We start from the raw sequence: 19857 nt of genomic DNA, 5'->3' as shown, positions 1-19857 counted from the left end.
GAGGAACATATGATCGAGAACCAGAAAATCCGCCCTGCTCAGGTCGTCGGCCCCCTTGGCGAACCCCTGACGCTGGAGACCCTTCCTCCCGCTTCGACGACCCGCTGGGTCGTGCGACGGAAGGCAGAAGTCGTTGCGGCCGTGAATGGCGGCCTGCTTTCTGTCGACGAGGCATGCGAGCGCTATTCTCTCACTCTCGAAGAATTCGCGAGCTGGCAGCGCGCGGTCGATCGCTCCGGCATGCCTGGCCTGCGCGTGACCCGCATCCAGCATTATAAATCCCTTTACGAGCGCCAGCAGCGTTACTGAGCGGGCATCTCCCCCAACGACAGCCCGTCAGCAAGGGCGCCGGTTTCATGCGAGCCGGCGCCCTTTCTCTATTCGCGTCAGGTGGAATGTTGCGGGACAGAATAAAATGTCTGACAATTTGGCGAAGAAGATTGGAGCGCTTTACGGAAAGCGCGACGTCGCGCATCAATGAAGCAGAACAAATGCATTTTAGGAGATTCGGTGGACGAGGGGAACCGCCTGAAGATCATGGCATGGGTGGCCCGCGAGGTGATCGTGCACGAAGCCCCTCTTCGTGCGTGGCTCCGACGGACCATGACTGCTGCTGATGTAGAGGACATCGTCCAGGAAAGTTATTGTCGTATCTCTGGATTGACTGATGTCTCGCACATCAGAAGTGGCCGGGCCTATCTTTTCACGACAGCAAGAATGCTTGCGCTTGAGAAGATAAGACGATCCCGTGTGGTTCATATCGATACGGCGGTCGAGATTGAAAATCTCGATCCGGCGGATGACGGCCCCTCGCCCGAACGCATTGTCTCGGGCCGGCAGGAACTAAGGCGGGTCAAGAGATTGATAGACGCGCTACCGGATCGGTGCCGCGACGTGTTCAGAATGAGAAAGATCGAAGGATTGTCGCAACGCCAGGTCGCCACCGCGCTGGGCCTGTCGGAACATACGGTGGAGAATGATGTCGCCAAGGGGCTCAGGCTGATCCTGAAGGCGATCGCAGAGGGGGAACTGCAGGCCGACGGTAATTTGAAAGACTTGGAAGCACATGAATCAACGCGACACAGCACAGGCAATCAATGAAAGGGCGACCGAATGGGTCGCTCGCATTGACGCTGCGCCGCTCAGCGAGGCGGACAGGACTGAACTCGAAGCGTGGATCGCGCTCGATGACAGGCATAATGGCGCGTTCTTCCGGGCGACGGTCGCCTGGCGCATGCTTGATCGCGCAAGCGCCCTCGTAACGCCCCTCCCCGCAACAGCCCTGAGCCAGGCTCATTCTGGGCAACAGGATGAGGAGGAGGAAAGCGAAGCCTATGCCGAGCCTGCACGTCTCATCGGACGGCGCGGGATGCTGTGGGGCGGCGGCGCGATTGCGGCGTCGCTCGTCGTTGCCGGGTTCGGTTGGCGCACGCTGGCTGTCCGGCCTGAGCTTATCGAGACGGCGATCGGCGAGACCCGCCGTGTGCCGTTGGCGGACGGATCCGACGCAACGGTCAATACGGCTACCGCTCTCGAGGTCGATTTCAGCCCCGCCACTCGCAATGTTCGCTTGCAGAAGGGCGAGGCCTGGTTCGAAGTCGCCAAGGATGTCAATCGGCCGTTCGTGGTCGCCGCAGGCGAAGTACGCGTGCGCGCCGTTGGTACGGCGTTCGCAGTCCGTCGCCTCGATCATGGCTCGGAAGTGCAGGTGACAGAAGGCAAGGTCGAAGTCTGGGTCACTGGACGTGAGGAGTCGCGCCGGCTGGTAACGGCAGGCGCACGCACTTTCGTGGAGAACTTCGGTGGCCCTCAGGCACCCATCGCGGACGCCTCCGGCATCGACCGCAAGCTCTCATGGCGCGACGGCGCCCTCAATTTCGAGGGTGACACGCTCGCTGCGGCAATTACGGAATTTAATCGGTACAACCACGTCAAGCTGGCTGTAGATCCCGCCCTTGCCGATGAGACGATCATCGGCCGCTTTCGGACCAATGAGCCCGAAGCCTTCGCTCGTGCCGCTTCGGCAATGCTGGGCGCGCGCGTTGAGCAAGGGCCTGATATAATACGTATCGCTCGACAATGACCTCCGACTATGACTGAATAGGCGCGTAATTCGCCGGCACTGAAAATAAGGGCCGGTGGGGAGGATGAATGGGGCTCTTGGTCAATCGCCCAGCGCTCCTGTCGCTGGCGGTTATGGGTGCGAATGCGACTTCTGCGCTTGCGCAGATCAAAGCGTTCGACGTGCCCAGCCAAGCCGCGGCCAAAGCGATCCCGGAACTGGCCCGCCAGGCCGATGTTCAAATCCTTGTCAGCGAAAGAGCAGCAAAGGATAAAGAGACCTCTGCCGTGCGCGGACGCATGCAGGTCCGCGATGCTGTGCGGCAACTCTTGCGCGGCACGGACCTCAGAATCGTCGCCAGCGACGGCCGCACCTTCACGCTCGCTCCGTCGGCCGCCCTGCGCGCATCAAGTCGAATCGAGCCGGTAACGAGCACGATCGAAGCGCCGCCTGAGGAACTCGTATCCGAGCCGATCGTCGTCACCGGCTTTCGCCTGAGTTTAACTGCCGCGCTTCAGCGCAAGCGACAGGAAAGCGCGGCCGTAGACACCATCTTGGCCGAGGAAATCGGAAAATTTCCTGACTCAAACCTCGCTGAAGCCATGCAGCGACTCCCTGGCATATCGCTGACACGGGGCGATGGCGGGGAAGGCCGCAACATCACGGTGCGCGGTCTTGCGGCGGATTTCACGCGCGTCCGCATCAACGGGGTGGAAGCGGCCTCGCAAACCGGCGCCTCGGATGCCTATGGGGGAACGAACGGCAGCCGCAGTTTTGATTTCAACGTCTTTCCATCGGAAATCTTCTCTTCGCTGACCGTCCGCAAGACATCCTCTGCACGGATCGAGGAAGGATCACTTGGCGCGACGATCGATCTCGACACGCCGCACCCGCTCGACATGAAAGAAGACTTCGTTCTGTCGGCCATGGCACGCGGCATCTACAACAGCACGGCCGATCGACTGGACCCTCGCATCTCGGGCCTTGTCTCGCGCCGATTCGCGGATGGCAGGTGGGGCATACTTGTGTCGGGCAGCTATGGCCGGCGCCATACCCGCGACGTCGGCTATTCGGCCGTGCTTGTGCTGCCAGCATGGGTCAATGGCGGCTTCTGTTCGCCAGTAGGCGTTGCGCCACTCAACCCCGATCCGGTGCGCGATCCCCAGAAGGGCGTCACCGCCCAGAATTGCAGCACAGGAAATCCGCGCACGGGCTCGCTAGAAGCATGGAACGCCATCCAGGAGCGTCTCGGCCCCCAAGGCCAGGCCGGGGGAGGCGCATTCTTCCCGCGCCTGCCGCGCTATCTGGATTCTCAACAGGACGCCAAACGCTATGGCGCTACGGCCAGCCTGCAATGGGCGCCTGATTCCGACACGAAGGTGACGCTCGACGGAGTCCTTGCCGGTTTCGATGTCGTGCGGGCCGACAGCTATATTTCCGGGCTCTCCTTCGCACGCTCGGTCAGCAACAACGGCCAACCTATGACCTCGGTTCGCGATATCGAGATCAATCCGCTCGGCTCAGTAATTTACGGTCTCTACGATGGCGTCGACGTGCGCTCGGAGCGCTGGGTCGATCAATTTAGTACCCATTTCACCCAAGGTGCGCTTCGCTTCGAGCACCGTGCGTCGTCCGCCCTCAAAATCTCCGGCATGGCGGCTCTGGCGAAAACGGCATTCGCCAGCCCTCATCGCATGTGGGTAAATATCGACGCCAATGACACCCGCGGTTTCTCCGTCGATTTCCGGCACGATGCGACAATCCCGGCCATTGGCTTCGGCATCGACGTTGCCGATCCGGCACACTTTTCTTTCGGCCCTCCTCTCGCAGATGGCACAGTCCGCGGCACTCTGGGCGACCGCAAGCTGGATCGAACCACAATCAACAAGACGTTGAGCTTCGATGCCGAGTGGCGTGTGGCGCCAGATGTGGCGGTTACGATCGGCGGACAGTGGCGCCGCAATGCCTATCGTTCGAAGTCGCGCATGCTCGATCCCGCTCGTCAGGCGACGCCAGCGCTACCACCCGGAGTGAAAGTCGAAGATCTGACGCTGCAAATCTCCGGGCTGGACAAGTTGCTCGGTGGCGGGGCGCCAGCGAGCTGGACAGCGATCGATCACGAAAAGTGGATGGCGGCGTTCGGTTACGACGACAGCTGGTTCTGCGGGGTCGAGTGCGGCGCCGGAGATTCCATGGTGCGGGAAACGATCGGCGCCGCCTATGCCATGGCGACCTTCGACACCCAAGACCGGCTGCCTGTCCGACTTCGTGGAGATGCGGGGCTGCGCTACGTCCATACCGATCAGTTCTCTTTCGGCCAAGTACCGATCGCCGCGGCGCCGGGCGCGCGCTACCCGACCGTGGGAGAGCGCGTCGATGTTCGCCGTAGCTATGGCGACTGGTTGCCATCCGCCAATCTCGTGGCGGAATTCGATCCCACTCTGCTTCTGCGCATCGGCGCGGCGCGAGTCATTGCCCGCCCGCAGCTTGCACCACTCATCCCCGGCGGGACGATCGACGCGGTGGGGCGACGAGGTTCAATAACCAATCCGCTGCTCGACCCCGTACGAGCGACAACATTCGACGCTGCAGTCGAGTGGTATCCCGCCGCCGGCTCCCTGCTTTCGGTCGCCTATTTCCGTAAGGATATCGGCACATTCGTGCAAAGCATCAATTCGCTGATCCCATTTGACCAGCTGGGCCTCCCCAATAGCATTCTTATCAATTCCCAGACCCAGCCCAATGAGCTCTTCACGATCAATCGGCTGGCCAACACGCCCGGCGGGCGGCTGGAAGGCGTGGAAATCAATGCGCAGACAGCCCTGACCTTCCTGCCTGCTCCGCTCGATCGGCTGGGCCTGCTCGGCAGCGTCACCTTCGTGCGATCAAGAATTGACTATGTTCTGCAGAGCACGGGCGGCACCCCCACCCTTATGACCACGGACGATCTGGTCGGCCTGTCTCGACGGGCGCTCAGCGCGACCCTCTATTATGAGGACAGTCTGCTCAGCGCCCGTGTGACGGGGAACTACCGCTCCGGCTTCATTCGCACCATACCTTCGGGCGCTTTCGACAGCGACCTGATCGGAAACCGGCCAACCTTCTTCGTGGACTTCTCGGCGGCCCTGAGAATCGGATCGAAACTCAAGCTCCGCCTGGAAGCTCAAAACCTGACGGACGAAGCGAACGTGCAGTACATCGACAGCAAGCGACAAGATTCGCTCTTCGCGCTTCGCACCGGCCGCACCTTCATGCTGGGCCTCGCCTTCGCCTACTGACTCAACGCGGGGCGGCCGGTGTCGCGATCAAGCCGCCGCCAGCTCCGAAGTCTCCTCGATCTTCGCGTGAGGATCGATCATCAGCCAGCATATCGCGCCGATCATAGCCGCAACCGCCGTCACCATGAACGATGCTGTCCAGCCGTAACTTTCCGCGATGATCGGCGTGATCTGAGCAACGGCAGCGCCGCCGAGCTGACAACCCATGTTCATCAGACCGGAAACGGAACCAGCCGACGCACCGCCATAATCGGCGCTGAGCGTCCAGAAGGCGCTTTGCGACAGATATATCGAGCCGGACCCCAACGCGAGAACGACGGCTGCCAGCCTTGCATCACCGACCTGCGTCGCAAGCGCCACGCAGATGGCGGACATTCCCATGCCGAAGGCGGCGGGCCAGCAACGACCCGCTCTCTTGCCGAAGCGAGCGGCCAGCTTGTCCGATCCCCAGCCGCCGAACGCGCAGGCGATTGCCATGGCGATGAAGGGCAGCATGCCGTAAAAACCGCTCGACTTGAGGTCGAGGCCCTTCACCGTCGAAAGATAGGTGAAGAACCAGGTGAAGAAGATGAAGACGACATAGCCGAAGCAGAAATAGGCGAGTGTCAGCAACTGCATCTGCCGATTGCTTATGATATCGCGCCAACGCAGCAGCTTGCCGCCGCCCGTCGAGGTGGCGCGGGCCGAGTCACTGAGTGACGTCTCGATGTAAGCGCGTTCCTGGGCTGTGATGCGATTATGCCGATCTGGACGCTCGCGCGCCAGCCACATCCAAATTACGAGAACCACCATGCCGATCAGTGCGCTCGCCCAGAAGGCTGCGCGCCAGCCATGAGAAAGCATGATCATCGTGATGAGCGGCGGGGCAATGCCAGCGCCAAATCCAACGCCTGCGAAGATGAGGCCATTTGCAAGGCCACGCTCGTGGGCAGGTATCCAGTTGGCGACGAGCCGGTTACTGGCCGGATAAATGACGGACTCGCCCAGGCCCAGCAAAGCCCGGACGATGATGAGCGCGACAAACGCACCGGCGAAGTTGGATGCGACGGACGCGGTGACCACCGTCAGTACGCTCCACCATACGATGCCCCACCCAATGACGCGATGGCCGCCAAAGCGATCCGCCAAGCGCCCCGCGAAAGGCTGCGCAAGAGCGTATCCGAGAATGAAAGCTGTGAGGACAGTGCCCAGCTGCACCTGGCTGAGGGCAAACTCGGTACGGATGTCCTGAGCCGCGATGGAGATATTGGTGCGATCGAGGTATGAGACCGCCGACACCAGAAAGATGAGCCAGATAATCAGCCAGCGCACCCGGCCGCCGCCCGATGTCTTTGAGGCGCTTAAGTCCACCAGTCACTCTCCCGAATTTTCGTGCTTGCGCGATGGCCTACCGCAAACTCTCGTTCTTTCAAAGATGGCTGATGCCTAAAAATCCGCAGCACCGCAAAATTTCGCCCATTGCCCTACGGAAAATCGCGCACCATCCATCTCTTCACTAGGGGCCACCACAAGGCAGCCGCACTTATCAAGTGATAATCGCTTCCCAGCATGTACTGGGTAAGCGAGCGGCGATCTTTTACTTAATTGGTGGCCAGATTTAGCCGAGCAAATCTTCAACAATATTTGCCGGCACTGATTGGGAGGATTATTGTGAGGCTGAACCAGTTGGTCGGTCGCCGCGGAGTGTCGCTGGCGGCGATGAGTGTCGTATTGGCTTTTCCCTTCGCGGCAAGCGCCCAGGACAGCGCGCCTCAAGATGATGATCCGGGGGCGGAAGCAATCGTCGTTACCGGCTTCCGTTCCAGCCTTGCCAGCGCTCTCAATGAAAAGAAGCAGGAAACTGTCGCGATCGATACGATCCTGGCGGAAGACATCGGCAAGTTCCCTGACGCAAACCTCGCTGAATCCATGCAGCGCCTGCCCGGTATCGCGCTCACACGCGGCGACGGCGGTGAAGGCCGCAATATCACAGTGCGTGGCCTTGCCGCGGAATTCACCCGAGTCCGCATCAACGGCATGGAAGGTACATCCCAGACCGGCGGCTCTGACGCCAATGGTGGCGGCAACGGCGGCCGCAGCTTCGACTTCAGCGTCTTTCCATCTGAAATCTTCACTTCACTCGCCGTGCGCAAGACGCCCTCTGCCAATGTCGAAGAGGGCTCACTCGGTGCGACCGTCGACCTCAGCGCACCACATCCGCTAGACTACAAGCAGGACTTTGTGCTGACCGGAACTGCGCGCGGCCTCTACAACGACATCGCCAAAAAAGTCGATCCGCGCGTATCTGGCCTGATCTCAAAGACCTTCGCAGATGGCACGATGGGCATATTGGCGTCCGCATCTTATGGTCGTCGTCGCACACGCGACGTCGGCTATTCGGCTGTGCTGGTTCTGCCGCCTTCGATCAATGGTGGCTTCTGCTCACCGATCGGTGTGACTCCAGTCAATCCCGCGATTAACCCCGCACGTGGCACGACGGCGACTATGTGCAGCACTGACAATCCGCGCACAGGCAGCGTCGAGGCGTGGAACGAATTGCAGGCACGGCGCGGCGGTCCTAATAATGCTCCAGGCGAAGGTGCGTTCTTCCCCCGTCTTCCGCGTTATCTTGATTCCCAGCAGGATGCGGAGCGCTACGGCGGTTCACTGAGCTTCCAGTGGCAGCCCTCGCCGGACACGAACATCGTGCTTGATGGTCTGTATTCGGCATTCGATGTGCTTCGCTACGACAGCTATATCTCGGGCATTTCGTTCGCACGTTCGGCCGCCAATAGCGGCCAGCCTATGACATCGATCCGCGACATCGAAATGAACGACAAGGGCTCTGTGATCTACGGGCTCTACGATGGTGTAGACGTGCGTTCAGAGCGGTGGATGGACGACTTCAAAACGACGTTTAAACAAGCCAATCTGAAGTTCGATCATCAGATGGGCACAGTCAAAGTCAGCGGACTTGTTGGCGTGTCCGAATCTCGTATGAACCAGGCCTTCCGCGGATGGGTCAATCTCGATTCCAACGACGCTGACGGCTTCTCCGTCGATTTCCGTGAGAACCGGACCTTCCCGACGCTCAATTTCGGTGTCGATGTCGCGAACCCGAACAACTTCACCTACGCGCCGGGCCTCGCCAATGGTGTGGTGTTTGGCACCTGGGGCGGTAGTAAGCTCGACCGGACGACAACCAATAAGACCGCCAATCTCGATTTTGAATGGGAAGTCACGCCAACATTCAAGGTTATCACAGGCGGTCAGTGGCGGGTAAGCGACTATAAGTCGACCTCGCTCAGCATCGATCCAGCTCAGCGGGCCACGCAGCGGCTTCCCGGCAGCGTCGCCGATATTTCGATGCAGGTAACTGGCCTCGACAAACTGCTTGGCTATGGTGCGCCCGCAAGCTGGGCAGCGGCCGATCACGCCAAATGGCGTCAGGCTGTGGGCTATGACGACGAGGCATGGTGGTGCGGCGTGGAGTGCGGCGCGGGCGACTCACGCGTCAAAGAAACCATCAAAAGCGGTTATCTGATGGTGACCTTCAACACCGAAGACCTGCTGCCCTTCCCAATTCGCGGCGATGCTGGCGTGCGTTACGTTCACACCGACCAGTATTCCTACGGCCGTATTCCGGTCAATTCGCCGCCCGGTTCACGCTATCCGACAATGGGTCAGTTGGTTGAAGCTGAGCGCAGCTATGATGACTGGCTGCCCTCCGCGAATGTCGTGGCAGAATTCACCCCATCATTGCTGTTGCGCCTCTCGGCCGCGAAGGTGATGTCCCGTCCGCAGCTTGGCCCGCTCATTCCGAGCAGCGGCGTCGATGCAGTTGGTCGTCGTGGATCGATCAACAATCCCATGCTCGACCCCATCCGTGCGGCGACCTATGACGCTGCACTCGAATGGTATTTCACGAGCGGGTCGCTGCTGTCAGTCGCGTACTTCCGCAAAGACATCAGCACTTATATCCAGTCGATCAGCTCGCTTATTCCCTTCAATCAGCTAGGCTTGCCCGACAGCTTGCTAGCCAATTCCAACACGCAACCGGACGAGTTCTTCACAATCAACCGCCTGACCAATACGCCGGGCGGCAAGCTGGAGGGCGTGGAATTCAACCTGCAGACGCCGTTCCGCTTCCTGCCGGGCATCCTTAGCAATTTCGGCATGTTGAGCAGCGTCACGCTGGTGAAATCCTCGATCAATTACATACTTGAGAGCGCGGGCGGTGTCCCCACGCTGACCCGAAACGCAGATCTCGTCGGGCTTTCTCGTCGGTCGATGAGCGGTACACTCTATTATGAGGATAAGAAGTTCAGCGCGCGCGTATCTGGCAACTACCGGTCGAGCTTCATCCGTACGATCCCGTCGGGCGCACTCTACAGCGACTATATCGGCAACGAACCAACTTTCTTCATGGATTTCTCCGCGTCGTATCAACTGACCCCGCAGGTCCGCGTCTTGCTAGAAGCGCAGAACCTTACCCGTGAGAGCAACGTGCAGTTCATTGACAGCCAGCGGCGTGACTCGCTGTTTGCTCTCAACAACGGCCGTACGGTAACGCTCGGCGTCAACTTCAAGCTCTGAGGGGATAGGCAATGAACGGTTTGGATAGGCGAACACTGCTGAAAGGCATGGGCGTCACGGCTGCGGCGGGACTGTGGCTACCGCCCAGTGCCGACGCACTTGGCCTGCCGGCGAACGACAAGATCAAGGCGATCCATTACTACGAAGGCCCCGGCTCCCAGCCGATGGTCAACCAGTCCGCCAACGTCATCGTGATTGAGACGGAAAGTGGCCTGAAAGGCATCGGCGAGGGCGGTGAACCGCGCACGATGGAGGAGTGCGCGAACTCCCTGATCGGGCTGGACCCGTTCCGTATCGACGCGCACTGGCAGCGTATGGTCCGGGGCATGCATTATGTCGCTGGCCGCGAAAAACTGCATTCGCTCGGCGGTCTGGACCTCGCCATGTGGGATCTGAAGGCCAAAGCCCTGGGCGTGCCGGTCTGGCAACTTCTCGGCGGCAAATCGCGGGATCATGTGGAACTATATTCCACCGGCTTCCGTGGCCCTCAGGGCGGATCGATCGTCGACGCGGCAAAGGCATGCAAGGAAGCGGGATTCCGCGTCTATCGCTTCTCGACTGATAATCGGACCGGTGTCGTCGACCGGTTCAAGCTGGTGCGTGAAACCTATGAACGCTGCCTGCAGGTGCAGGCGGCAGTCGGCGACGGTTATTGGTCCATCGATTTCCACACCGAGTTCGACCCGGCCGATGCCGTTCGGCTGGCAGCGATGATGGATAAGGCGGATCTCCACCCGTATTTCGTCGAGGATCTGATCCGCAGCGAAAACTGGAGTGCCTATCGCACGATCCGTCCGCTTACTGCCGTGCCCATCGCGGTGGGTGAGCAGTTTGGCTATCGCTGGGACATGAACAAGTTGATGGAGGAGCACCTCATCAACTACATCCGCGTGATGCTTCCCAACTGCGGCGGCCTCACCGAATATATGAAGATCGTGTCGATGGCCGAGACCCATTATGTCGGTCTCATCCCTCACTTTACCGGGCCGATCGCGGAGGCAGCGCTGGTGCATGCGTGCACCGCGACGTCCGTACCCGCGCTGATGGAGATGCTGGGTGACGGCACCCGCGCCTATCCGCATCTGATCAAGGGTTACGACTTCCGCAACGGCAAGCTGTGGCCCAATGACCGTCCTGGTTTGGGTGTCGAAGTCGATTTCACCAAACTGAAAAAGATCGCGGAGTATAACAAGTACAGCATGGGCATGCCGCTCAATAAGCGGCCAGATGGCTCCTACACACAGTGGTAGCCTGCGGCAGCTTCGTGGTGCAGCACGGAGCCGCCGTCCCGCAAATATCAGGTGATTAATCTATGATGGCGGGGTCGTGCGCCACACCGACACCGTCGTCTCCCCGGAGCGTGATCCGCCTCAGACCGAGGTAGATCACGCTCCAAAGTTTTCAAACGACCAATCAGGGAAGCGCAGCGACGAACGCCTCCGCTCGAGAGCGCACCCAGTCAGGTGTCGCGCCCGGCTTGTATAGCGCCGATCCTAGGCCAAAGCCCGCCGCACCGGCCTCCCACCATGGTCCCATTGTCTCAGCGGTGATCCCCCCAACGGGCAGGATGCGCAATCCGGGTGGCAGCACAGCACGCATCGCCTTGACAACGGCAGGAGGGGCTCCTTCGGCCGGGAAGAGCTTGAGCGCATTTGCGCCCGCTTCGATTGCAGCAAAAGCCTCGCTCGGCGTCGCGATGCCCGGCAGCGAGACCATTCCGCGTCGGGCGGTTTGAGCGATAACAGCGCTGTTCGTATTGGGCGAGATAATCATCCCGCCGCCGGCACGCTCGACCGCGTCGACATCGCCGGGCGTCAAGACGGTTCCGGCGCCTACCAGCGCCTGGCCAGCGGCCGCTGCCGCAAGGCGCTCGATACTGAGGAGCGGATCCGGTGAATTAAGCGGAACCTCAATAAGGGTCACGCCGGCACTGATCAGCGCCTCCCCCACCGGCACAACTTCGTCCGGCGTAATGCCTCGCAGAATGGCAATGAGGGGACAACGCGCGAATTCCGCGTCGAACTGGGCGATATAGGTCATGATAACTGGCCCTCCATAGCGAGAACTCCTGCGATGAACGCGGCTTCGGCATCGGCAAGAACGGCAGCGCGGCCATTGGCTTCTACGGCAGCGACATAGAGCGCGCCTAGCTGCGGTCCGGCGAGGATATGCACTGTTTCGCCAGAAAACTCTGCAAGACGAGCGGCAACGTCGCTGCCGATGAGGAGTCCACTCGCGTAGGACGCCGCGTCTTTATTATCCCGTAGGCCGAGAAGACCAGCAGCGCGAATGCCAAACAGCGAAGCCATCAGATCGCGACGTTGCCCTTCGGTGACGCCGTCGAGGAACGACGCGTTCACGGTCACATCTCCGCCGAGCTGGGCAGCGAGCAGACCGTGTGCGCGAAGCAAGGCGAACAGCTCACCGGTCATTGCGGTCGTAAATCGGGCAATCGCGCCGTTCTTCATTTCGGCCCATTTGCAATGGGTCCCCGGCTGGACGAGAAGGGCGTCCGGCGGCACCAGAGCTGCGGCAACGGCACCGAGAAGCTGCACCTCCTCGCCGCGCATCACGTCCGCCCGGCTTTCGGCCACGACAGAGACTCCCGGCACAATGGCGGTCCGGGCATCGATCCGCAAAAGCCCGGCTGCGAGGCGCGCCATATCGACAGGTGCCGGGAGATAAGGCGCCAGTTTCCAGCCAATGTTCGACCCGACCATCCCAGCAAGCAGCATCGGCAAATCACCGAATTGGGCTCGGATGTCGGCCACAGCCGCGTCGAAATCTTCCACGGCGGTAACGCCGAGCTCATCGCGTGCGGACGCGACGACCTGCCCGTCTTCGATCCGGTAGATGCGACGATTGGTCGTGCCCCAATCCACGGCCAGAAATGATCTCACTCTCGGCATGTCGAACAGTCTTTCACTATGCCCGCCTCCGATGGGATATGGTGGCCGAAGTGAGCGGCAGATAATCGCTCATGTGGTTTTGGCGCATTGATAAAAGCCGATTAACCGGCATAGGAAGCAGCATATCCCATCCAAATGAGGTGATTGTGGAAAAGATCAAGCTTGCGCTCGTCGGTATCGGAAAGATCGCCCGCGATCAGCATTTGCCTGCGCTGGCGGCCAATAACGATTTCGATCTGATTGCCACCGCCAGCAGAAACAACACCATTGACGGCATTGCGGCTTACAAGAACGTCGGCGAGTTGCTGAACGCTCTGCCGGACCTGAAAGCCATCTCCCTTTCCACACCTCCGGAAGGCCGGTTCGAGCAGGCAATGACCGCAATCCGCGCGGGCAAGGACGTCATGCTGGAAAAGCCGCCCGCAGCAACCGTCTCTGAAGCTGAGATGCTGATCGCGGCCGCGCGCGCGCGCAATGTCGTTCTTTTCGCGACATGGCATTCCCGCGAAGCTGCGGAGATCGACGCTGCACGCGCTTGGCTGAAGGACAAGGTGATTAAGGCTGTGCGCATCCGCTGGATGGAGGACATCCGCCAGTGGCACCCTGGACAAGACTGGATTTTAGCACCGGGGGGCTTCGGCGTGTTCGATCCGGGCATTAATGCCCTTTCCATTGCAACAACGATCCTTCCCGAGCCTCTGACAGTCCTTAGCGCCGACATGGGCGTCCCCTCTAATCGGGCCTGTCCCCTCACCGCCGATATTCGCATGCGGTCGGGCGATGCGGACGTGGACGTGAAGTTCAACTTCCTCCAGACCGGCACGCAGACGTGGGATATTGAAGTCGATACCGATGCCGGCATGCTGCGCCTGGGCATGGGGGGCAGCATATTGGAGATACCGGGCGAAGCGCAGAAAAGTGCGGCCGACGAGGAATATGCTCGGCTCTACAAGCGTTTTGCGGAGCTGGTGCGGACCAGACAAATCGACGTCGATCTCCGCCCGCTCCATCTGGTCGCGGATAGCTTCATGATCGCCAATCGCACGACATTGGAGCCCTTCGAATTCTAGGATCGCAGATGCGTTATGAAGTGCCGGGCGAAAAACGCACGGCACTTCATAGGAAGATTTTGCTTGTGGTGATTGGCCAGTGTCTAGATGCTGGCGCTGACTGGCGGCCACTCCATGCACGCGGGAACACATAATGATACAGGGCGGGGAAGCAGAGCGCATGGAGAAGGCGGTCGTTCGCACGATCATGCTGCGTCTGATGCCGCTCCTCGGCCTGCTTTATATGGTCGCCTATATCGATCGGCAGAACATATCCTTCGCAAAGCTCCAGATGGTCGGCGATCTTGGCCTTAGCGAAGCGGCTTACGGGCTGGGCGCGGGCCTCTTCTTCATCGGCTACTGCCTGTTCGAGATCCCCAGCAACATCATTCTGGAGCGCATGGGCGCCCGCGTCTGGTTCGCACGCATTCTGGGAACCTGGGGCCTCATCACTGTCGCGCTGGGTTTCGCCTGGACCCCAACCTCCTTCTACATCCTCCGCTTCCTACTCGGTGTTGCAGAAGCCGGGTTCTTTCCCGGCGTGCTCTACGCGCTGACGTTGTGGTTCCCGCAGGCATATCGTGCCCGCGCAGTGGGCACATTCATGGTGGCGAGCGCCTTCGCCAACGCTGTAGGCTCCGCAATCGGCGGGGCATTGCTGACGCTTGACGGTCTTGGCGGGTTGCGCGGCTGGCAATGGGTTTTCATCGCAACCGGCATTCCCGCGCTGCTTCTGGTGCCGGTCGTGCTCATGGTTCTACCGCGCGGCCCTGCAGAGGCGCGCTGGCTTAGCGACGCACAGAAACAGTGGTTGGCCGGAGTGCTGGCGCGCGAGCAGACCGAACGGGGGATCGAGCAGCCGCTGAAAGCGCTCGGCGACCGGCGCGTCCTTCTTCTTGCCGTCACGTTCCTCGGCTTTCCCCTTGGCGCCTATGGCCTGAGCTACTGGCTGCCGACGATCGTCAAGGGGTTCGGCGTCAGCGACATGGCCAATGGTCTGCTCAATGTCATTCCCTGGCTCTGCGTGGCAGCGGCGCTCTGGTGGTATCCCCGCTACACCAGCCGCCGGCCCGATCGCGCCTGGTATGTCGCGGCCCCTCTCGTCACTGGAGCCGTCTGTCTGGTCATCGCGAATATCGCGCCCGGCGCGCCGCTCAAGTTCGTTGCGCTATGTATCGCCGCCGCAGCGATCTTCGCTGGCCAACCGGGCTTCTGGGCTCTGCCGACCCGGATACTGACCGGCGCTGGCGCTGCTGCCGGCCTCGCTGCGATCAATTCGGTTGGCAATCTTGGTGGCTTCGTCGCGCAGAGCGTGGTTCCACGCATCAGGGACGAAACGGGAAGCGATATGGCGCCCATGCTGTTTCTCGCCATTTGCCTCGTGTTGACCGCTATTGGGGTAATGCTGATCGCGAGCCGACTTGGCCCGAGCAAAATCGCTGTCGACGATCCGGACCGCAACCGCGCCTAGAACTAGGTCGTAAACTCATAAATGGCGCGCCTGAGGTTTGAGGCGAAATGGCTCAGCGCGAGGAGGCGAGGCGCAGGAATATGTCAATATTTCAAGCCGAACTGACATGGCGATGGTCCATTTACCCCAAATCCCCGGGACGTCCGAACGGCTGCCACCTCAAACCGGGCGGCGCTCGGAAAGGGCACCCAGCCTTCCCGGCGCGCCGCCCGGTCCGATCTGTTTGCCGTTCGGACGCCTCATGCGTGCCATTTATGAGTTTACGACCTAGCGCCGAACGTCGCCACCTTCTGCCGTAAATGCCGCGAGGTCCCGTGCGGTGGCAAAGCTTTGATCACCAGGCGTCGCGTGCGCAAGCACCGCCAGCGCAAGCCCCGTCTCGGCGGCGGATTCCAATCCAATGTCGAGCCGGGCCAGCACACCGGCCGCGAAGGCATCACCCGTGCCGATTCGATCGACAATGCCGGTCAGATCGACGGCTCGCGTCTCGGCAAAGCCGTCAGTCGCATCCACTCGCCCGGACAGACGATGATGCTGCGGAGTCACTACTTCGCGCGCAGTGGACGCCATGAAGCGCAAGCAAGGGAATGCCGCGAACGCGGCTTCTGCGGCCTTCCGGCGGCGCTGCTGTCCCTCTCCCGTGAACTCCCGTCCCAACAAAAGGCCCACGTCGCGATGATTACCGATGAGCAGGTCCGCGCCGGCAACATGCTCACGCAGGATCGGTGCGGGATCGGGGCACCAGCGCGCCCACATCGAGGCGCGGAAGTTTCCGTCGAACGAAACCCGCACGCCCGCAGCCCGCGCCGCCGCAATCGCATCAAGTGACAGGGCGGCCGCATGCGGCCCGATCGCGGGAATGATGCCGGAAAGATGCAGCCACGCTGCGCCATCGAGGAGACGTGGCCAGTCATAGGCGTCGCTGGGTGTGCATGCGAATAGGCTCTCGAGCCTGTCATAGATGATCGCGGCTGGACGGTTTCCCGCTGCAGGCGTCAGATAATAAAGGCCAAGCCGCCCCTCGCCGCGGAGGATACCGCACGTCTCCACGCCGGCCGCGCGAATGGCGGCAAGGGCAGCGTCACCCAGCGCATCGTCCGGCAGTATCGTCACCATGGCGCTGGGCACGCCGATCCGCGCGAGCGCAACGGCCACATTCGCCTCTGCCCCTCCGATATGCGCATCGAGGCGCGGCTCCTGAAGAAGGACTCCGGCGCCCGGAGCGGCCAGACGCAAAAGCACCTCGCCAAAGCAAATGACGGATCCCGACATGCTGTGTCTATTTCCCTGGATCGAGCGGCGCGTCGGACTGGCGACGGATAAGTTCGTGAGGAACGATCACATGAGAGTGATCCAGGCCTTCCGCGCGCATGGCCCGCGCCCTGATTTCCTTGATGAGAAGATCGACCGCCGTGCGCGACATCTCGACAACGGGCTGACGGATGGTCGTCAGTTCCGGCCACACCGTCGTGGCCAGTGCCGTATCGTCGAACCCGCAGACGGTGAGGTCGCGGGGGACGTCCAGCCCACGGCGATGCGCGATCGCCACGGCAGCGGCGGCCATATCGTCATTGGACGCGAAGATTGCCGTGGGCCTTTCCGGCAGAGCCAGCAGCGCCTCAGCCGCGTCGAGGCCCGAGCGATAGGTGAAATATCCCTGCACGATCAGATCATCGGACACCGGCAATCCCATTTCGGTCAACGCCTGCCGGTATCCTTCAAGGCGCTCGGCGCTCGCCGTCTGATTTGGATTGCCTATGATGAAACCGATGCGACGGTGGCCCATACTGCCGATATGCCGAGTCATGTCATAGGCGGCCCGCCGGTCGTCGATGCTGACCGAAAGCAAATCCGCAGGCGGGCGGGCAGTCGCCACGGCGACCACGGGAATGTCGCGGGCCTTGAGGGCTTCGACCACCTGAGGCGAATCGGAAAGGGGCGGAGGGAGCACGATGCCATCGATCCGGCCGCGCAGCAGGTGCTCGATCGCCTTGATTTCTCCTTTGTCGTCGCATTTCTCGACGACCAGTTGAACATTGCTGCGGCTTGCCTGATCGAGGCTTCCGACCAGAAATGCGCTTAAATAGGCGAAAGACGGGTTGGAATGGAGCAGGCCGAGCCTCAACTCTTCGCCACCGGCCAGTGTGCGCGCCGCGATGGAAGGGGCGTAGCGCATGGCGGCGATCGCTTCCTGCACGCGCAGACGGGTCGCCTCGCGCACATTGCCCTCGCCATTTATGACCCGGCTAACGGTCATCGGCGAAACACCTGCGCGCGCTGCGACATCATTGATGGTCGGCGCATTGCGCTGCCGGCGCGGACCTCGTGCTTCCCTCATGCCATTCCCCCAATAGCCGGTGGTTAGAACCAGACCGCGCCCCCTTGCAAGCTGCTCACTTTCCCTGCCCCGGTGCATAGGGAAAGCTTTGAGCTTTGTACCACGCGAGATCATGCTCAGGCGCGGCGACACCCGCCGGCAATGAAAGGCCGTTGACCGACATCCAGTAGGCCAGACTTGCATCCCTCCACCATTTTGCTTCCCGGTACTGAATATCGAAATAGGTTGCCTGCTTGGCAAAGCGCTCCTGGTCGATGAAAGGCTTGAGCGCCTCCCACTGCCGGCCCATTTGCGCAACGTCGGCAACGCCCCGGTCATAATGGGTCACAAGCGTATTCCATAGGGTGTCGCCCGAGGCCATCTTCCACGTCCATGGCACATGGTGGAACCAGAGAAGGTCTCGCTCCGGCGTCTTGCGTGGATCGGAAAAAATGCGCGCGACTGACGGCGCATACTGGCTGACGGCGTTGCTGCCAGTCTTCGTGCGATCAAATCCGATGCCGGCCTTGTCCGCCCGATGATAATAAACCGGATTCCATTCCGGCCGGGCAAGCTCGCTTACCCATGGCGCCGGTCCATAATGATGGCCAGTGCCCATGAGATGAGCGAGGCCGAGCGGACCGGTGTAATTGACCACCGCCTCCCGCGACCCCATCATCATTGCAACAACAGGCGCCACGACGCGTGTGTCGTTGCCGAAGGTTTGCGCCGTCCATTCACGAGCAATTGCTTCGGAAGAAAGCGTGGGGTCCCAAGCGAGACGGCCGAAGGCATACCAATTGGCCTGATTGAAGGTCGAGCCCGACCAGTCCCGATCCCGACCGATATTGGCAACGCCGGCAATGCCCGAAAGCCTGTGCCCTTCCGCAGCGCCCGCTACGACGCTCGCAACGGTCTCGCCTTTGCGCTGGCCGGTCGGTGCATCGAGCACTTCCTCGAAAAGGGGAGCGAGGTAGGCAAGGTGGGTTGCGAAACCGAGATATTCCTTGGTGATCTGCAGTTCCAGCATCAGTGGCGTCTTCGGCATGGCGCCGAAGAGCGGATGAAAGGGTTCGCGCGGCTGGAAGTCGATGGCGCCGTTCTTCACCTGCACCAGCACATTGTCGGCGAACTGGCCATCGAGCGGTTTGAACTCCGTATAGGCTTGCTTGGCGCGATCCTCTGGATCGGTCTCCGCATAGACGAAGGCGCGCCACATCACGATGCCGCCATGCGGCTTCACCGCCGCAGCGAGCATGTTGGCGCCGTCGGCATGGGTGGCGCCATAATCGCGCGGACCGGGCTGCCCCTCGCTGTTCGCCTTGACCAGAAAACCACCGAAATCCGGTATGGCTTTGTAAATCTCGTCGGCCTTGGCCTTCCACCAGGCGGCGACAGCCGGGTCACGCGGGTCGGCAGATTTGAGCCCGCCGATCTCGATGGGCGCGGAGAAGCGCGCGGAGAGGTAGACCTTGATGCCCCACGGGCGGAACACGTCGGCAAGCGCCGCTGCCTTGGCGATATAAGGGGCAGTGAGACTGTCCGCCTTGGCGTTCACATTATTGAGCACAGTGCCGTTGATGCCGAGCGAGGCATTAGCCCGGGCGTAATCGGTATAGCGAGGATCCTTGAAGTCCGGGAGCGTCCACCAGTCCCAGAGCGACTGCCCGGCATAGCCACGCTCCACATGGCCATCGAGATTGTCCCAATGGTTGAGCACGCGCAGCTTAACCCCCGGTACGGATCGCAGATTGACGCTGGCGATGTCCCCGCCGGTCGCCTTGTGCCGTGCGAGCGCAAAGGCGCCATAGAGAACGCCGGCGGGCGCGTTGGCTGTGACGACAATGGTCTTGCGTCCATTGTTGGTCATGGCGCGAACGAGATAGCCTTCGTCGCCCAAGCCCTGGGTCGGGAGGCCCAACGCCGCGATCGCAGGGTCACTCGACAAGCCGACGAGCACCGTTCCGTCCTCAGCGGACAGAATATCGCGCAATTCAGCGCCCGCAAGTGCAAGGGTCGGTGTGCCGCCCTTTATCTCGACACTCGCTTGCGAAGTCGGTGCGGTCTGCCGCAGCCACAGCCTATAGCCATCATCCGCGTTCGCCGGGGCGAGCGCTGTGAGGAGCATGAGAGCAGTGCACAGCGCCGATCGCCCCCATAGTCCGATCTGCATCTGCCTCTCTCCTCAACTGTTCT

The 19857-nt window shown here is 61.1% G+C and carries 14 protein-coding genes; 8 read left to right on the top strand and 6 right to left on the bottom strand.

The features are described from left to right. Window positions 1-9: 9 nt before the first annotated feature. From sciP to ACNAOH_RS09865, 4 genes are all read left to right on the top strand, one after another. Window positions 10-309 (top strand): CtrA inhibitor SciP, encoded by a 300-nt coding sequence (gene sciP, locus ACNAOH_RS09880; RefSeq protein ID WP_443970015.1) that lies wholly within the window; start codon window positions 10-12, stop codon window positions 307-309. Window positions 310-477: 168 nt separating this feature from the next. After that, window positions 478-1101 (top strand): RNA polymerase sigma factor, encoded by a 624-nt coding sequence (locus ACNAOH_RS09875; protein ID WP_443970014.1) that lies wholly within the window; start codon window positions 478-480, stop codon window positions 1099-1101. Further along, entirely contained in the window at window positions 1067-2083 is a 1017-nt protein-coding gene (locus ACNAOH_RS09870; protein ID WP_443970013.1) for a FecR family protein, read from the top strand. Before ACNAOH_RS09875 ends, ACNAOH_RS09870 begins: the two co-directional genes overlap by 35 nt. Before the next feature lie 68 nt (window positions 2084-2151). Further along, complete coding sequence (locus ACNAOH_RS09865) at window positions 2152-5340, top strand: TonB-dependent receptor (RefSeq protein WP_443970012.1); 3189 nt, start codon at window positions 2152-2154, stop codon at window positions 5338-5340. Between the two features lie 27 nt (window positions 5341-5367). On the opposite strand, the gene ACNAOH_RS09860 is transcribed toward ACNAOH_RS09865, so the two are convergent. Next, window positions 5368-6690: an MFS transporter gene (locus ACNAOH_RS09860; RefSeq protein ID WP_443970011.1), complete on the bottom strand. Its 1323-nt coding sequence runs from the start codon at window positions 6688-6690 to the stop codon at window positions 5368-5370. 348 nt (window positions 6691-7038) lie between these two features. Between ACNAOH_RS09860 and ACNAOH_RS09855 the strand changes: the two genes are divergently transcribed. After that, window positions 7039-9915, top strand: coding sequence for a TonB-dependent receptor (locus ACNAOH_RS09855; protein ID WP_443970010.1), 2877 nt, complete (start codon window positions 7039-7041; stop codon window positions 9913-9915). Window positions 9916-9926: 11 nt separating this feature from the next. Next, window positions 9927-11165: a mandelate racemase/muconate lactonizing enzyme family protein gene (locus ACNAOH_RS09850; protein WP_443970009.1), complete on the top strand. Its 1239-nt coding sequence runs from the start codon at window positions 9927-9929 to the stop codon at window positions 11163-11165. Between the two features lie 163 nt (window positions 11166-11328). On the opposite strand, the gene ACNAOH_RS09845 is transcribed toward ACNAOH_RS09850, so the two are convergent. Next, window positions 11329-11955 carry a 2-dehydro-3-deoxy-6-phosphogalactonate aldolase gene (locus ACNAOH_RS09845; protein ID WP_443970008.1) on the bottom strand — a complete coding sequence of 209 codons (627 nt, stop codon included), beginning with the start codon at window positions 11953-11955 and terminating at the stop codon, window positions 11329-11331. Next, on the bottom strand, window positions 11952-12824 hold the full coding sequence (locus tag ACNAOH_RS09840) for a 2-dehydro-3-deoxygalactonokinase (RefSeq protein ID WP_443970007.1): 873 nt from the start codon (window positions 12822-12824) through the stop codon (window positions 11952-11954). The genes ACNAOH_RS09845 and ACNAOH_RS09840 overlap by 4 nt, the downstream gene beginning before the upstream one ends. A 143-nt stretch (window positions 12825-12967) precedes the next feature. On the opposite strand from ACNAOH_RS09840, the gene ACNAOH_RS09835 reads away from it, so the two are divergent. Beyond that, entirely contained in the window at window positions 12968-13894 is a 927-nt protein-coding gene (locus ACNAOH_RS09835) for a Gfo/Idh/MocA family protein (protein ID WP_443972100.1), read from the top strand. A gap of 160 nt (window positions 13895-14054) precedes the next feature. Then, window positions 14055-15344, top strand: a complete 1290-nt coding sequence (locus ACNAOH_RS09830; RefSeq protein ID WP_443970006.1) for an MFS transporter — start codon at window positions 14055-14057, stop codon at window positions 15342-15344. A gap of 267 nt (window positions 15345-15611) precedes the next feature. Here the strand turns inward: ACNAOH_RS09830 and ACNAOH_RS09825 are convergent, their stop codons facing one another. Genes ACNAOH_RS09825 through ACNAOH_RS09815 form a run of 3 tightly spaced genes read right to left on the bottom strand, consistent with a single transcriptional unit; the run spans window position 15612 to window position 19834 of the window. Further along, window positions 15612-16616 carry a sugar kinase gene (locus tag ACNAOH_RS09825; protein ID WP_443970005.1) on the bottom strand — a complete coding sequence of 335 codons (1005 nt, stop codon included), beginning with the start codon at window positions 16614-16616 and terminating at the stop codon, window positions 15612-15614. 7 nt (window positions 16617-16623) lie between these two features. Further along, window positions 16624-17682: a LacI family DNA-binding transcriptional regulator gene (locus ACNAOH_RS09820; RefSeq protein ID WP_443970004.1), complete on the bottom strand. Its 1059-nt coding sequence runs from the start codon at window positions 17680-17682 to the stop codon at window positions 16624-16626. A gap of 55 nt (window positions 17683-17737) precedes the next feature. Next, window positions 17738-19834 carry an alpha-glucuronidase family glycosyl hydrolase gene (locus ACNAOH_RS09815; protein WP_443970003.1) on the bottom strand — a complete coding sequence of 699 codons (2097 nt, stop codon included), beginning with the start codon at window positions 19832-19834 and terminating at the stop codon, window positions 17738-17740. Window positions 19835-19857: the final 23 nt, after the last annotated feature.

The organism is Sphingobium sp. CR28 (genome assembly GCF_052327305.1).
Lineage (GTDB): Bacteria > Pseudomonadota > Alphaproteobacteria > Sphingomonadales > Sphingomonadaceae > Sphingobium.
Note: the sequence above shows the minus strand (reverse complement) of the source record. Positions and strands in the feature narration are given on the sequence as shown.